Here is a 16838-nt window from a genome sequence, read left to right on the forward strand (position 1 = left end):
TAAGTGCTTTAATATAAAATAATTATGGTAAATCAGAAAAGTATTTTATTGCGAATGAGAGTTATGGCAATAGCTTTATTATTGTCTGTGTTCCCGGCTTTTTCTCAGCAAGAGCCCCTTCTCGAGAAGGATTATGTAGCTTATTTATTCACTTATTTCACTGGAAATCATATTAGTGAAGAAGCTGTGTGCTATGCTGTAAGTATGGATGGATATTCATACTGGACACTGAATGGTGGTAAGCCTGTCATCGACTCCAAAGTTATCAGTTCAACCGGAGGCGTGCGCGATCCGCATATTTTGCGTAGCCAGGATGGGAAAACATTCTATATGGTGGTGACAGATATGGTATCCGATAATGGTTGGGACTCAAACCGAGCAATGGTACTGCTGAAATCTGATGATCTCGTTAATTGGAAGCACTCTATTATTAATATGCAGAAACGCTATCCCGGACAGGAAAAACTGAAAAGGGTATGGGCACCGCAGACGGTTTTTGATCCGGAAGCCGGAAAGTATATGGTTTACTGGTCCATGAAGTACGGTGATGGTGCCGATGTGATTTACTATGCTTATGCCAATGACGATTTTACTGATTTGGAAGGCGAACCCAAGCCTTTGTTTATTCCGGAGAATAAAAAGTCATGTATCGATGGAGACATTGTATATAAAGATGGTATATACCATTTGTTTTATAAGACCGAAGGACATGGAAATGGAATTAAAGTAGCGACTACCCGTTCTTTGACTTCCGGTAAGTGGGAAGAAGAACCTGACTACAAGCAGCAGACCACAGATGCCGTGGAAGGTGCAGGTACGTTTAAGTTGATTAATCAGGATAAGTATATATTAATGTATGATGTATATACGAAAGGCAGATACCAGTTTACGGAAACCACCGACCTGAAGAACTTCAAAGTCATAGATAGCGAGGTGAAAATGAACTTCCATCCCCGTCACGGAACGATTCTTCCCATTACTCGTGATGAATTGATACGTATCACTGACAAGTGGGGTAAACCTGCTGAATTGGGTGCAGTGCCCAACAATCCCGTATTACCGGGGTTTCATGCCGATCCCGAAGTGCTGTATTCACAAAAGACCAAGAAATATTATATCTATTCTACCACCGATGGGCAACCCGGTTGGGGAGGATGGTACTTTACGGTTTTCTCCTCGGATGATTTGAAGAACTGGAAATACGAGGGCGTCATGCTCGATTTGAAATCCGATCAGGTACCTTGGGCAAACGGTAATGCGTGGGCTCCATGTATCGAAGAAAAACTGATAAAAGGCGAATATAAATACTTCTTCTATTATAGCGGCAATCCGATTAAGGAAGGCGGAAAACAGATTGGAGTGGCTGTGGCGGATTCTCCTACCGGACCATTTACGGATTTGGGTTACCCCATTATAACAGAATCTCCCGTAGGTCGTGGCCAGCAGATTGATGTGGACGTCTTCACTGACCCTGTTTCAGGCAAGTCATACCTGTATTGGGGCAATGGCTATATGGCCGGTGCGGAATTGAATAAAGACATGGTTTCCATCAAGAAGAAAACCCTCACGGTGATGACTCCCGAAGGCGGAACCTTGCAGGACTATGCATTCCGTGAAGCGCCTTACGTGTTCTATCGTAATGGACTCTATTACTTTATGTGGTCGGTGGATGACACCGGTTCACCTAATTATCATGTGGCATACGGCACATCTAAATCACCGCTTGGCCCGATTGAAGTAGCCAAAGATCCTATTGCATTGATTCAGAATCCGGAAAAAGAGATTTATGGCCCTGCGCATAATTCAGTACTACAAATTCCGGGTACCGATGAGTGGTATATCGTTTATCATCGTATTAATAAGAACTATCTGAAGGATAGTCCGGGTACGCATCGGGAAGTATGTATTGACCGCATGGAATTCAATGAAGATGGAACGATTAAACGAGTAGTGCCTACTCGTTGAGTAGTTAGTAGTAAGTAGTTAGTAGTAAGTAGAAAATACCTGAGAAACTATTTTAAACATGAGAAACAGACTGAAAGGATTAGCCTTTTTATGTATGGCGGCCACTTTGCCGCTGGCTGCACAAGATGTAACCGTCAGTGGACCTGACGGTAAGCTGCAATTAACCGTTTCGTGTCCGGAAGGGGGAGAAGCCGCGTATTCTCTCACTTATAACGGCAAGCAGATGCTCGAATCATCTCCCTTGGGATTGCAAACCAATGTGGGAGACTTTGCGAAAGCAATGAAACTGACCGGACATAAAGAGAGAAAGATTGATACTGTTTATACCCAGACGCGTATCAAGGCTTCACACATACACTACCGTGCAAATGAACTGGTATGTGCCTTTACTAATGCAAAGGGACAAAAGATGGACGTGACATTCCGCGTGAGCGACAATGATGTAGCTTTCCGCTATACATTGCCTAAACGAGGAGAGCGGGGAAGTGTCATTGTAGATAGTGAAAAGACCGGTTTCCGCTTCCCGGCGCAAACCACTACTTTCCTTACTCCCCAGAGTGATGCCATGATAGGCTGGAAACGTACCAAACCCAGTTATGAAGAAGAATATAAGGCTGATGCCCCAATGGATGTGCGTTCGCAATACGGACATGGATATACTTTCCCCTGTCTTTATCATGTGGGTGAAGACGGCTGGGTACTCATCAGCGAGACGGGAGTTGATAGCCGTTATTGTGGTTCGCGCCTGAGCGATGTTACCGAAGGTAATCTGTATACAGTAGCATTCCCTATGGCCGAAGAAAATAATGGTAATGGGACGATTGCTCCGGCTTTTGCTTTACCGGGTTCTACCCCATGGCGCACGATTACGGTAGGCGAAACACTGAAACCTATTGTAGAAACTACCGTTATTTGGGATGTAGTGGAGCCATTGTATGAAACGGAACATGATTATCAGATGGGGCGTGGCACATGGAGCTGGATTCTCTGGCAGGATGGAAGCATCAACTATGACGACCAGGTGCGTTACGTTGATCTGGCTGCGGCTATGGGATATGAATATGTGCTGATAGATAACTGGTGGGATACCCGTATCGGTCATAAACGTATGGAGTCTCTCATTGACTATGCACAGGGCAAAGGAGTGGATGTATTCCTGTGGTATAGTTCCAGCGGTTATTGGAATGATATAGAACAAGGTCCTGTTAACTTGATGGATAACCCCATTGCACGCAAGCGTGAAATGAAATGGTTGCAGGAACAGGGCGTCAAAGGTATCAAAGTGGACTTCTTCGGTGGAGACAAGCAGGAAACAATGCGCTTGTACGAAGCTATCCTGAGTGATGCTGACGATCATGGACTGATGGTTATCTTCCACGGTTGTACAGTGCCCAGAGGTTGGGAACGCATGTATCCTAATTATGTTGGCAGTGAAGCAGTCCTGGCTTCTGAGAATTTAATTTTTAATCAGCATTTCTGTGATGAAGAGGCTTTCAATGCTTGTTTGCACCCATTTATCCGCAATACGGTGGGTTGTATGGAGTTTGGCGGCACATTCCTGAACAAACGTCTGAACCGTGGCAATAATGGTGGAACCACACGCCGGACTACCGACGTATTCCAGTTGGCTACTGCCGTACTGTTCCAAAATCCTATCCAGAACTATGCTTTAGCTCCCAATAATCTGACAGACGCTCCGCAGGTTTGCCTCGACTTTATGAAGCAAGTGCCGACCACGTGGGATGAGACTCGTTTCGTTGACGGTTATCCCGGAAAATATGCAGTGATTGCCCGCCGTCATGGTCAGCAGTGGTATGTAGCAGCAGTGAATGGTACGAAGGAACTGTTGAAACTGAAACTCGAACTTCCCATGTTGGCAGGACAAACTGTTTCTCTCTATAATGACGACAAACTGTTGCAACCCCAACTGCAATCGGTGAGGTTGAAAGCGGACGGCAAACTGCAACTGACCCTTCAACCGGAAGGTGGCGCAGTGCTGACCCGGGAGTGGAAGACAGATGAAAAGGAAATGGGTGCCTACCTGTTTACTTATTTTAAAGATGATACACACAGCCTGTACTTTGCTGTAAGTGATGACGGATATACCTTTACGGATGTAAATAATGGTCAGCCCATCATTGCCGGTGATACGATTGCCGAACAGAAAGGGATTCGTGACCCGCACATCTACCGTGCTCCGGATGGTACTTTCTATATAGCAATGACTGATTTACACATCTTTGCCCAAAAGAAGGGATTCCGTAATACGGAGTGGGAGAGAGACGGTGCAAAATACGGATGGGGTAACAACCGCGGGTTGGTGCTGATGAAATCGAAAGACTTGATTAACTGGACGCATCATGTAGTCCGCATAGACAAATCCTTTCCCGGATATGATGAGATTGGTTGTGCCTGGGCACCCGAACTGGTTTATGATGAACATGCAGGCAGAATCATGGTGTACTTCACTATGCGCATGGGTAATGCACGGAATATGCTCTATTATGCTTATGCAAATGAAGACTTTGACGGCTTGGAGACAGAACCGCGCCTGTTGTTCCAGTATCCTGATGTTACTAAATCAGCCATTGATGCGGATATTACCAAAGTAGGTGACAAGTATCACATGTTCTATGTAGCTCACGATGGAACTCCCGGCATCAAGCAGGCAGTTTCCAAATACATAAACCGTGGTTACACCTATCTTCCGGAATGGATTGATCCGGAACCGGGAGCTTGCGAAGCACCTAATATGTGGAAACGCATTGGCGAAGATAAATGGGTAGTGATGTATGACATTTATAGCATCAATCCTCATAACTTCGGTTTCAGTGAGACAACTGATTTTGTGAACTTCACACATCTGGGACACTTTAATGAGGGAGTGATGAAGGCTACCAACTTCTCTTCTCCCAAGCATGGGGCAGTGATTCATATCACTAAGAAAGAGGCTGATCAATTGAAAAAATACTGGAAGAATAAATAAATCGATAAATACTAATACCATGAACAAATTAATGAAACTTTTAAGTTTGTGTTTGCTCTTGTCCTTCGTTCTACCTGTGCAGGCAAAGGTAGATGCTGTGATGAACGAACCTGACCAAGTTTACCTCTTCTCGTATTCCAACCATGACGGCAGAAGCGGTTTGAAGTTTGCCTGGAGTCCTGATGGAGAGAAATGGTTCAGCGTGGCAGATGGCTTTGCTTATGTGAACTCTGACTTCGGTCCGTGGGGACGTGCGAAAACAATGTTCAAACCCCACTTGATGCAAACCCGTGCCGATGGTAAATGGCATTGTATCTGGGCAGCTACCCATACCGGTGAAGCGCTTGCTTACGTAACTTCTCCTGACTTGCAGAAGTGGGAAGCACAGAAATATTTTTCTTCGGCAGAACGTGGCAAGTACGAACCGAAGGATGTGTTCCCCACTACCGAAAAAAAAGTGTTGATAAACGGTCAGGAACAAGAAGGCTGGATGCAGGAAGTATCTTATGCTACAGTTCAGAGTATCATCCGCTTTGCCGAAGCAAAGAAATACCGCCAGTCACTGAATGCCGAACGTACGGAACAAGACCCTGTTCGTTTTGCGAATCTGAAACCTGTAGAAGCTACTATCCAAGTGAAAGCTGATGAAGCCAAAAGTATCAGCAACCACTTGATTGGGATTTTCTTTGAGGACATCAACTATGCGGCTGACGGTGGTTTATACGCTGAGTTGATACAGAATCGCGATTTTGAATATGCCCCTACTGACCGTGGTAACGACCAGAACTGGAACAGTACACATTCTTGGAGTGTTCGGGGAGCGAATGGAAAATTGAGCATCGCAACGGAGAATCCGATACATCCCAATAATTCCCATTACGCAGTGCTTGAAGTGAATATGCCTGCGGAAGTTTCACTGGTGAATTCCGGTTTCGACGGTATTGCTGTGAAGAAAGAAGAGAAGTACGATTTCTCTTTCTTCTCAAAAATGCTGGAAGGAAAAGGCGGAAAGGTGAAAGTGGCTTTGCAGACTAAAGACGGTAAAGAAGTGGCAATGGCTGTTCTCTCAGTCACTTCTAAAGAGTGGAAGAAACAGCGTGCTGTGCTGACGGCATATCAGGATGCAACAGACGCCGTACTGACTATTACTCCTCTTGTTTGGATGGGTACTCAACAACTGGCGTTGGATATGGTTTCCCTTTTCCCCCAGAAAACCTTCAAAGGCCGTAAGAACGGACTCCGTGCCGATCTGGCACAAACGCTTGCCGACCTTCATCCTCGTTTCGTGCGTTTCCCCGGCGGATGCGTGGCTCATGGAGATGGTATAGACAATATTTACGATTGGAAAGGTTCTATCGGCCCGTTGGAAGCCCGCAAGCCTCTACGCAACCTTTGGGGATATCATCAAACCCGTGGGCTGGGATACCATGAATATTTCTTGTTCTGTGAAGATATGGGAGCAGAACCCGTACCGGTAGTTGCAGCAGGTGTTCCCTGTCAGAACTCAGGAACGTGTGCCCATCATTCTAAAGGTGAACTGACTTGCATGGGACAACAGGGGGGGATTCCGATGGAAGAAATGCCGCAATATATTCAGGACGTTCTCGACCTGATAGAATATGCCAACGGAGATGCTCGCAAGACTGTATGGGGCAAGAAGCGTGCCGAAGCCGGACATCCAAAGCCGTTCAATCTGAAGTATATTGGTATTGGTAACGAAGATATGATTACAGAAGTATTCGTAGAACGTTTCAAGATGATATTCGATGCTGTCAAGGAGAAATATCCGGAAGTGACAGTGATTGGTACTACAGGCCCGTTCTATGAAGGTACGGATTATGAAGTAGGTTGGGAGCTTGCCACCGAACTGGGTGTGCCTATGGTTGACGAACATTATTATGTAGAACCGGGCTGGCTGATTCACAATCAGGATTACTACGACCGTTACGACCGCAAAAAGGCGAAAGTATATCTGGGCGAATATGCCGCTCACTTGCCGGGACGCCCCAATAATGTAGAAACAGCACTTGCCGAAGCTTTGTATTTGACAGCCGTAGAGCGTAACGGTGATGTAGTGGAAATGACTTCCTATGCTCCGCTGTTGGCTAAAGACGGACATACGCAATGGAATCCGGACTTGATTTACTTCAATAATACGGAAGTGAAACCGACAGTAGGCTACTATACACAGCTAATGTATGGTCAGAATTCCGGAAACGAGTATTTTGCTTCTGATGTGAAACTAAACAATGGTTGGGATGCCGTGAAGAAACGTGTAGGAGTTTCTGTTGTGAAAGACGTCCATACGGGAGATTATATTGTGAAGTTGGTGAATATGCTTCCCGTAGAAGTGTCTGCCCGGGTAAAGCTGGACGGTGTAGCCCTGGTTAATCCTTCAGCAACGAAGACAGTACTGGCAGGTGATCCGAAAGACAGAGGTGCAAAGCCTGTTTCTTCCGACTTTAAGGTAGAAGGGAACGACTTCCCTTATGCAATGCCGGCCTATTCGTTTACGGTGATACGTATTCATCAGAATATAGAAAAGAAAAAATAACAGATATGAGACATATTCTTAAACTATGTACCTATTTATGAGAAAACTAACCACCCTTTTAGCTTTGTCTCTTGCACTGGGTGTGCAGGCGCAGCAACATGTGATGACCGTTGATGTTTCTAAACCAACGGCACAGATACAGCCCGAAATGTATGGCATCTTCTTTGAAGACATCAACTTCGGGGCTGACGGCGGGCTTTATGCCGAATTAGTGAAGAATCGTTCTTTTGAATTCCCACAACCTTTTGTCGGTTGGGTACCTTTCGGCAATGTAACTGTACAAGATACAAATCCTTGTTTCGACCGCAATCCGCATTACGTGCGTGTAGTCAATGACGGTCGTTTGTTGCGTGCCGGACTGGATAATGAAGGTTATCGTGGCATTGGCGTGAAGCAAGGCGAAGAATATCGTTTCTCTGTATATGCCCGTACACCGGATGCCAAACCGATGAAACTTTCCATTGAACTGGTGAATTCCAATGCCCAGAATCTTCTGAAGAAAGAAATTGAGGTAAGCGGCCGCGACTGGCAGAAATTGACCGCTGTGTTGAAATCTCCTTTCACTGATGCTCATGCCCGCTTACGTATTGTTCTGGAAACCAAAGGTACAGTAGATATGGACCACATCTCCCTCTTCCCCGTCAACACTTGGAAAGGACGTGAGAACGGTCTGCGTGCCGACTTGGCACAAGCCCTTTACGACCTTAATCCAGGTGTATTCCGTTTCCCCGGTGGTTGCATCATCGAGGGTAACAGTCTTGAAACCCGTTATCAGTGGAAGAACTCGGTAGGTCCTGTTGAAAACCGCCCTCTGAATGAAAACCGTTGGAATTATACCTTCAAACACAAGGCATTCCCGGATTATTTCCAGACCCTCGGACTCGGTTACTTCGAATATTTCCTCTTGAGTGAAGATCTCGGTGCAGAACCTCTTCCGGTGATAAGCTGCGGACTTTCTTGCCAATATGAAAGTAACGAAGTTGTTCCTATGGATGAACTTGACCCTTACATACAGGATGCACTCGATCTGATTGAGTTCGCCAACGGTCCGGTTACCTCTACCTGGGGTAAAGTACGTGCCGATATGGGACATCCCGAACCTTTCAACCTGAAAATGATAGGTATCGGTAATGAACAGTGGGACAAGGTTTATGTAGACCGTCTGGAAGCTTTCACTAAAGCTATCCGTGCGAAGTATCCCACTATCAAGGTTGTCGGTAGTTCCGGTCCGAGTGCTTCCGGTGATAAGTTTGATTACCTTTGGCCTGAAATGAAGCGTCTGGGGGTAGACCTGGTAGATGAACACTATTACATGAATCCCGACTGGTTCTTCGGTAACGCTTCCCGCTATGATAACTATGACCGTAAAGGTCCGAAAGTCTTTGCGGGTGAATATGCTTCACATGACCACTCCACGAAGAAAGATAACAACTTCCTTGCAGCCCTTTCCGAAGCAGCCTTCATGACGGGACTGGAACGGAACGCAGATGTAGTTCATCTGGCTACATACGCTCCTTTGTTTGCCCATGTAGATGCTTGGCAGTGGAATCCGGACTTAATCTGGTTTGATAACCTGCGGATGATGCGTACGCCGAACTACTACGTTCAGCAAATGTATGGCATGAATGCCGGAACCGATGTGCTCAGTCTGAAAATGGACGGCAAAGCTGTTGCAGGACAAGACAGCCTCTATGCAACCGCCGCACTGAATGCACCGACAGGTGAAATTATTCTGAAACTGGTGAATGCCGGTAGCAAACCTGCCGATGTTCAGATAGACTTCAACGGATTGAAGAAACGCCAGCTTGTTGCCGGTTCATGCACTTACCTGCAAAATGACAGTTGGAGAACGGTGAACACGTTGGATGAAGAAGCAATTGTTCCGCGTGTTCGTCCGGTACAGGTGAAAGGGCAGTCTTTGAAGCTTGAACTCGAACCACGCTCATTTGGAGTGTACCGTTTGCAAGTGAAGAACTAATTTCCCCCTTTTTTGAACTATTATTCTCCTTTGAATTAATTGATTCACCCTATCTTTGTAGCGGTATGAAAAGAATTTCTTGCATACCGCTACAAACATAATAACTTTATATCATGAAGAAACATCTTATCACCGGATTCTTTGCAGCCTTGGCTCTGACTGCAAATGCACAGTCCTTTAAAGAGTGGCTTGACCCGGAAGTCAATGCTGTGAACCGTGCACCCATGCACGCTAACTACTTCGCCTACGAGTCGGCAGATGCTGCCATGAAAGGCGAGAAAAACAAATCCGCTAACTACATGACTTTGAATGGCACCTGGAAATTCTTCTGGGTACCCAATGCTGACCAACGTCCTACCGATTTCTGGAAAGTTGGTTTTAATGACAAAGGCTGGAATGATATGCAGGTTCCCGCCGTATGGGAGTTGAACGGTTATGGCGACCCCATCTATGTGAATACCGGCTACGCCTGGCGCAATCAATTTCAGAATAATCCTCCCGAAGTCCCCACACAGAACAACCATGTAGGCTCTTACCGTCGCGAAATTGTTGTTCCGGCTGACTGGAAGGGGAAAGATATTATCGCACACTTCGGTTCCGTCACTTCCAATATGTATTTGTGGGTGAACGGTCGTTATGTAGGTTATAGCGAAGATAGTAAACTGGAGGCTGAATTCGACCTAACTCCTTACTTGAAGCCTGGACAGGAAAACCTTATCGCTTTCCAAGTATTTCGCTGGTGCGATGGAACGTATCTGGAAGACCAGGATTTCTTTCGTTTCAGTGGTGTAGGACGTGATTGTTTCCTCTATGCCCGTAATAAAAAACGTATTCAGGATATCCGCGTAACTCCGGATCTGGATGAAACTTATAAAGATGGTTCCCTCAGTGTGAAACTCGACCTGAAAGGCAGTGGAAATGTAGACCTGGAGCTGCTGGATGCAGCAGGCAAGCAAGTAGCCACTGCAACAGCCAAAGGTAGCGGCAACGTCCTGATGAATGTGGAGAATCCTCACAAATGGACTGCCGAAACTCCTTATCTCTATACCCTGCGTGCTACCTTGCAAGGCAGCAACGAAGTTATTCCCGTAAAAGTAGGTTTCCGCAAGATTGAATTGAAGGGCGACCAAATACTTGTCAACGGCAAGGCTGTTCTTTTCAAAGGAGCCAACCGTCACGAAATGGATCCCGATGGTGGTTATGTAGTATCTCCCGAACGCATGATACAGGATATTCAGATAATGAAGAAATTCAATATCAACGCTGTGCGTACCTGCCATTATCCTGATGATAACCTGTGGTATGACCTTTGCGATAAATATGGTATCTATATGGTGGCCGAAGCGAATGTCGAATCACATGGTATGGGCTATCGCGAAAAGACACTGGCAAAACGCACCGACTATGCCAAAGCTCACATGGAACGTAACCAACGCAACGTGCAACGTGGTTTCAATCACCCCAGCATCATTTTCTGGTCACTGGGTAACGAAGCCGGTTTCGGACCCAACTTCGAAGCATGTTATCGCTGGATAAAGAATGAAGACCCCAGTCGTGCTGTACAGTATGAACAGGCGCATGGTAACGAATTTACTGATGTGGACTGTCCCATGTATGCCGGTTACGAACATATGGAGAAATACGGCAAGCGTACAGATGCTACAAAACCGTTCATCCAGTGTGAATATGCTCACGCAATGGGTAACTCACAAGGTGGTTTTAAAGAATACTGGGATTTGGTTCGCAAATATCCTAACCTGCAAGGTGGTTTTATCTGGGACTTCGTTGACCAGTCGATTCGGTGGGAAGGGAAAGACGGTGCAACCATTTATGCTTATGGTGGTGACTTCAACCGCTATGACGGTTCGGACAAGAACTTCTGCGATAATGGTCTTATCAGTCCGGATCGTGTACCTAATCCGCACATGTACGAAGTCGGCTACTTCTATCAGAACATCTGGACAACTCCTGCCGATCTGAAAAATGGTGAAGTAAATGTCTACAATGAATACTTCTTCCGTGATCTGTCTGCTTATTATATGGATTGGGAAGTGCTGGCTAATGGTAAGGTAATCCGCACCGGCCGTGTAGAAGACCTCAACGTTGCTCCGCAGCAGACTGCTAAAGTGAAATTGAACATCGGCAAGACCTGCGAATGCAAGGAATGGTTGCTGAATGTGAAGTATCGTCTGAAGAACCGCGAAGGATTACTTCCTGCCGGATATGCCGTGGCAAAAGATCAGTTTGTGCTGAATCCTTACAAGGCTCCTTCTATGGAACTGAAAAATGTGGAAAGTGTAAATGTTCCTACTGTTGTTCCGCAAGTGCAGGAGAACGATTGGCATTATCTGATTGTGAATGGTGATAACTTCCGTCTGGAATTCGACAAACATAGCGGTTACCTGAGTCGTTACAATGTGGCAGGTGTGGAAATGATGAATGAAGATGCCGTTTTGGCTCCCAACTTCTGGCGTGCACCTACTGACAATGATTTCGGTGCAGGTCTGCAACAGAAGTTTGCTGCTTGGAAGAACCCGGGATTAAAACTAACCTCTTTCAAATGGGAGACCGTAGGCAATCAAGTACTGGTAAATGCGGAATATGATATGAAAAATGTTTCTGCACGTTTGAATCTGACTTATGTCATCAATGATAAGGGTGCTGTGAAAGTAACTCAGAAGATGACAGCCGACCAGCAGGCAAAGATATCACCTATGTTCCGTTTTGGTATGCAGATGCAGATGCCTAAGTCATTCGAAACCATAGAATATTACGGCCGTGGTCCGATAGAGAACTACAGTGACCGCAACCATGTGACCGACCTGGGCTTGTATCGTCAGAGTGTGGATGAGCAGTTCTACTCTTACATCCGTCCGCAAGAGACAGGAACGAAGACTGATATTCGTTGGTGGAAGCAATTGAATTCCGCAGGTCGTGGCTTGCAGATTGTGGCAGAAGCTCCTTTCTCTGCATCCGCTCTACACTATACTATCGAGTCTTTGGATGATGGTTGGGACAAAGGGCAGAGCCATTCTCCTGAAGTGAAACAGGCTGACCTGACAAACCTCTGCATTGACAAGGCACAAATGGGGCTGGGCTGTGTAAATAGCTGGGGTGCATGGCCGTTGCAGCAATATCAGTTGCCTTATGGTGATTATGAATTCACGTTCATTCTCACTCCGGTGCAACACGGTATAGAAGTGGAATAAGATTTCTAAAAATTGTGTCGAAAGACACTTTATACATTCCGGGCGAATAGTTATTCGTCCCTACAACAAAATGACAATACATGTAGGGGCGGATCATTATTCGCCCGGTTGCACATTCCTGATTAACAAAAAATCCTATTATGAAAAAAGAAGTATTATTATTTGCATTTGTCTTGTTTTCCGTACTCCTGTCCGCCCAGCAAAAGGTTCCTAACCGTTTTCGAACAAATATCCCGCTGGACTCCATCCATTTGAGTGATCCTTGTATCCTTGCCAATAAGAAAACTTCCACCTATTATATGACAGGTACCGGCGGCCTCCTCTGGAAGAGCAAAGACCTTGCTCGTTGGGAAGGTCCTTATCGTGTTGCGGAGACTGACCCCACATCATGGATGGGACCCAAACCTGAAATCTGGGCCGCAGAACTGCATGAGTACGAAGGAAAATATTACTATTTCGCCACTTTTACGAACAATACCATTAAGATTGATACGGTGAAAGGTAATGTAATTCCCCGTCGCGCCAGTCATATTTTAGTCAGTGATAATCCTGATGGTCCTTATAAACCTATGGAATCTCCCACTTATCTGCCCGAAAACATGCCTACCCTCGATGGTACATTCTGGGTAGACCGTGACGATAAACCCTATATGATCTATTGTCACGAGTGGCTACAGAACTGGAACGGCACGATGGAAAAGATAGAACTGAAACCCGATTTAAGCGGTTCTGTCGGTAAAGGGAAAATCCTCTTTCATGCCAGCGATTCACCATGGAGTCGCGAAAAAATGGGTGATGAGATTCATCCTAACCGTGTGACCGATGGTCCGTGGTTGTTTCGCACAGATACCGGACGTTTAGGGATGATATGGACAAGTTGGGTGTTTCAGGACTACACGCAGGGTGTTGTCTATTCCGAAAGTGGGACATTGGATGGCCCGTGGATACAGGAGAAAGAACCCATTACCCCTCCCAACTTCGGTCATGGCATGCTGTTCCGGACTTTGGACGGCAAATGGTTGATGTCTGTTCACAGCCACAAAGATGTGAATGGGAGATATATCCGCATCCCCCATCTGTTTGAAGTAGATTTGTCGGGCGATAAATTAGTTGTCGGGGAAATATATATTCCTCATAAATAGTATAGCTTCATAATGGAATATTCTAATGGAAGAGACATGCCGGTTCCTCTGGCGTGTCTTTTTGCTTTTCATCCCGTCTTTCTTTGCTTTTCCCATTTTTCTTCTTGTTTAAGTTAGTTCTATTTCGGTTTTATTACTTTAAATTTTAGAATATCGTTTTTAAGTTATACTTTTGTCATGCAAGCTCTATATAAAAGATTTTAAGTTTGAATATATGGACTGCCGAAACGACAAATCTGCCAGTACTCAAGTACCGACAAAAACTGATAATTTGATGGAACAAGATGAAACCCTTTCCCACGACAATGAGGTGATGCCTTCTGGAGAAGAGACACCTGAGCTAATCCAAGAGGAACTTTTATTAGCAGAGAGTTTGTATGCCCGTTTACCGATAAGTATTGATATATATGATATAAACGGTATTTTACGTAGTATCAATGACCATGCTTTGCGAATGTATGGTGTCAATGACCGATCAACTGTAGTGAATATTGTCAATCTCTTTCAGAGTCCCTATATGGATGAAGAACTTGAAAGAAAGATACGGACAGGCGAAGAGGTTGCTTTAGAATTTGAGTATGATTTCGATCGGATCAACGATGATGCTTACTTTGTGAGCAATAATAAGAAATCCATGATTTATGAGGCTAAGGTTGTTCCTTTGCGAAACAGCGAAGGGACGATTCTTGGTCACATCCTGCTTTCTAATGATGTGACTGCCTTAAAGGAAGCAGATTTCCGTACAGAAGAAAACAAGAAGAATTTGGAAATGGCTATGAGTGCTGCCAATATGTCTTCATGGGTGTATGATGTGCGCAAGGAAAGCTTTAGCACCTTATATGGAGAAGCGATTGCAAAGGAAATGTTGCCATGGAAGGAAATGCTGGAAATACTGCATCCCCAGGACCATGCTCCGTTAAAGCAGATGTTCTCTCAACTGATAAACGAGGAGATAGAATATGGACACATAACGCTACGTTACTATAATGAGGTAGAGGGAGAATATCGTTTTTATGAAAGCCGCATGCGTATGTCTTCCGAGCATCGGGGCAAACAACTGATTATCGGCACACAATTGGACGTGACCGAGAAAGTGCTGATGGCAAAAAAAACTCAGGAACTGATTACCAAACGCGAACTGGCTATGCAAGTCAGCAATATTGTCCACTGGGATTTTGACACCCAAACCCAGAAAATCGAATCATACAATGATCCCGTTAATGATTATATCGGTGACAAACTGATAACTTTGGAGGAATTTAGAGAATTTGTACACCCTGAAGATTATTCCACATACAATGATGCCACGCAATCCATGATATTGGGTGAAGACAAGATGCTTGACCTGACTTGCCGTATAAAAACGAAATATGATGAAACATGGCAGTACTGTCATGTGATGGGAGTTCCCTTCGAACGGGATGAGGCAGGTCATATAATAAAGTATACCGGATTCCGTCAGAATATCTCCAAAATGCACCAACTGAACGAAGAAATTAAGGAAAGAAACTACAAGATGGAGCTTACTTTCAAAACTGTTGGTATGACCTATTGGGATTTTGATGTAGAAAGTGGGCTTTTCAGAGCTTTCAATGACCCGGTGAACGACTATAATCCCGAAACACCCATTACTCCGGAAGACTATGTGGAACATGCACACCCTGATGATATGGAGCATGTACGTGAGTCTATTGGCCTTATGCTTAACGGAATAGATAAGGATTTTAGTTTTAATTACCGCACAAAGACAAAGTGGGATAAAGAATGGCAAAGTCTGGTGATTACCGGCATCCAGTCTGAAAGAGACAGGAAAGGAAAAGTAATTCGGTATACCGGCATTGGCTTCAACAATACGGAATGGGAAAGGGTAACCCGGGAATTGAAGGAACTGAAAGAAAAGGCAGAACTTGCCGATAAACTCAAATCAGCTTTCCTGGCAAATATGAGTCATGAGATACGTACTCCTCTGAATGCCATCGTTGGTTTTTCCGAACTCATGGCACATTGTGATGATCCTGCTGAGAAAGAAGAGTATGTAGAAATCATCCAGTCCAACAATGAATTGTTGTTGCGTCTGATTAACGATATCCTTGACTTGTCTAAGATTGAGTCGGGAATTCTTGAGCGTAAGAGGGAAACATTCAACTTGGCGAAACTGCGTAGCGAACTGTATACAATGATCTTGCCTAAAGTGGCAAATACCGATGTCGAGCTTCTTTTGGATAGTTCGGGTGCGGAGTGTAACATCTTCCTGGATAGAAGCCGGTTGAAACAAGTATGGTCCAACTTCCTCACTAATGCGGTGAAATGCACCAAGTCGGGACATATCAAGATGGGATATACTCTTGAACGGGGAGGTATCCGGGTGTATGTTGAAGATACAGGAGTCGGCATTCCACCGGAATTGCAAAACCGGGTGTTCGGGCGTTTCCAGAAATTAAATGAGTTTGCGCAGGGAACGGGACTCGGGTTGGCTATTTCGCGTGCCATTATCGAGGGTGCAGGAGGCGAGGTCGGTTTTACTTCTACTCCTGGTGCAGGGTCTACCTTCTGGGCATGGATACCGTGTGATGTAGATTTGTTGGAGGAAGAAACTCCGGTCGTTGTGCTGCCCGAAAAACAGGAGACACCCGTAAGAATAGCAAATAGGAAAGATTTGAAGATTCTGATTGCCGAAGATAATGACGGCAATTACTCATTAGTGCATCATATTCTTAAAGATTACGAGATTACACGTGTGCTGAATGGTGTGGAGGCTGTTCAGGAAGTTCGTAACGGGGACTATGATTTTGTGCTTATGGATATGAAAATGCCTATAATGGGTGGTCTGGAAGCGGTTCGGAAAATTAGGGAGTTCAATAAAGAAATTATGATTATTGCGCTTACGGCTAATGCTTTTGAGTCTGACAGGGTTTGTGCTTTGGAGGCGGGATGCAATCTGTTTATTGCAAAGCCTCTAAAACAAAATGAATTGCTTGGTTTGTTTACAACGGAAGAATAAAGT

Annotated in this window: 7 protein-coding genes; all 7 read left to right on the top strand. The window is 45.1% G+C overall.

The genetic code is table 11. The annotated features are described in order from the left end of the window. Positions 1-63 precede the first annotated feature (63 nt). The 7 genes from HMPREF9447_RS14950 (at position 64) to HMPREF9447_RS14980 (ending at position 16835) form a co-directional block, all read left to right on the top strand. Positions 64-1965: a family 43 glycosylhydrolase gene (locus tag HMPREF9447_RS14950; RefSeq protein ID WP_085938334.1), complete on the top strand. Its 1902-nt coding sequence runs from the start codon at positions 64-66 to the stop codon at positions 1963-1965. Between the two features lie 58 nt (positions 1966-2023). Beyond that, positions 2024-4951 (top strand): glycoside hydrolase family 97 protein, encoded by a 2928-nt coding sequence (locus tag HMPREF9447_RS14955; protein ID WP_009130580.1) that lies wholly within the window; start codon positions 2024-2026, stop codon positions 4949-4951. Positions 4952-4970: 19 nt separating this feature from the next. Next, positions 4971-7505, top strand: a complete 2535-nt coding sequence (locus tag HMPREF9447_RS14960) for an alpha-L-arabinofuranosidase C-terminal domain-containing protein (protein WP_009130581.1) — start codon at positions 4971-4973, stop codon at positions 7503-7505. A 37-nt stretch (positions 7506-7542) separates the two neighbouring features. After that, a complete protein-coding gene (locus HMPREF9447_RS14965; RefSeq protein ID WP_009130582.1) occupies positions 7543-9483 on the top strand; it encodes an alpha-L-arabinofuranosidase C-terminal domain-containing protein in 1941 nt (646 codons plus the stop codon). Positions 9484-9596: 113 nt separating this feature from the next. Further along, positions 9597-12692 carry a glycoside hydrolase family 2 TIM barrel-domain containing protein gene (locus HMPREF9447_RS14970; protein ID WP_009130583.1) on the top strand — a complete coding sequence of 1032 codons (3096 nt, stop codon included), beginning with the start codon at positions 9597-9599 and terminating at the stop codon, positions 12690-12692. A gap of 140 nt (positions 12693-12832) precedes the next feature. Further along, positions 12833-13834, top strand: a complete 1002-nt coding sequence (locus tag HMPREF9447_RS14975) for a glycoside hydrolase family 43 protein (protein ID WP_009130584.1) — start codon at positions 12833-12835, stop codon at positions 13832-13834. A 274-nt stretch (positions 13835-14108) separates the two neighbouring features. Beyond that, on the top strand, positions 14109-16835 hold the full coding sequence (locus tag HMPREF9447_RS14980; RefSeq protein ID WP_044138253.1) for a hybrid sensor histidine kinase/response regulator: 2727 nt from the start codon (positions 14109-14111) through the stop codon (positions 16833-16835). Positions 16836-16838: the final 3 nt, after the last annotated feature.

The organism is Bacteroides oleiciplenus YIT 12058, assembly GCF_000315485.1.
Taxonomy (GTDB): domain Bacteria; phylum Bacteroidota; class Bacteroidia; order Bacteroidales; family Bacteroidaceae; genus Bacteroides; species Bacteroides oleiciplenus.

Coding starts and splice junctions, on each gene's coding strand:
- HMPREF9447_RS14960 (WP_009130581.1), top strand. CDS start 4,971: ATGAACAAATTAATGAAACTTTTAAGTTTGTGTTTGCTCTTGTCCTTC.
- HMPREF9447_RS14975 (WP_009130584.1), top strand. CDS start 12,833: ATGAAAAAAGAAGTATTATTATTTGCATTTGTCTTGTTTTCCGTACTC.
- HMPREF9447_RS14950 (WP_085938334.1), top strand. CDS start 64: ATGGCAATAGCTTTATTATTGTCTGTGTTCCCGGCTTTTTCTCAGCAA.
- HMPREF9447_RS14965 (WP_009130582.1), top strand. CDS start 7,543: ATGAGAAAACTAACCACCCTTTTAGCTTTGTCTCTTGCACTGGGTGTG.
- HMPREF9447_RS14955 (WP_009130580.1), top strand. CDS start 2,024: ATGAGAAACAGACTGAAAGGATTAGCCTTTTTATGTATGGCGGCCACT.
- HMPREF9447_RS14970 (WP_009130583.1), top strand. CDS start 9,597: ATGAAGAAACATCTTATCACCGGATTCTTTGCAGCCTTGGCTCTGACT.
- HMPREF9447_RS14980 (WP_044138253.1), top strand. CDS start 14,109: ATGGAACAAGATGAAACCCTTTCCCACGACAATGAGGTGATGCCTTCT.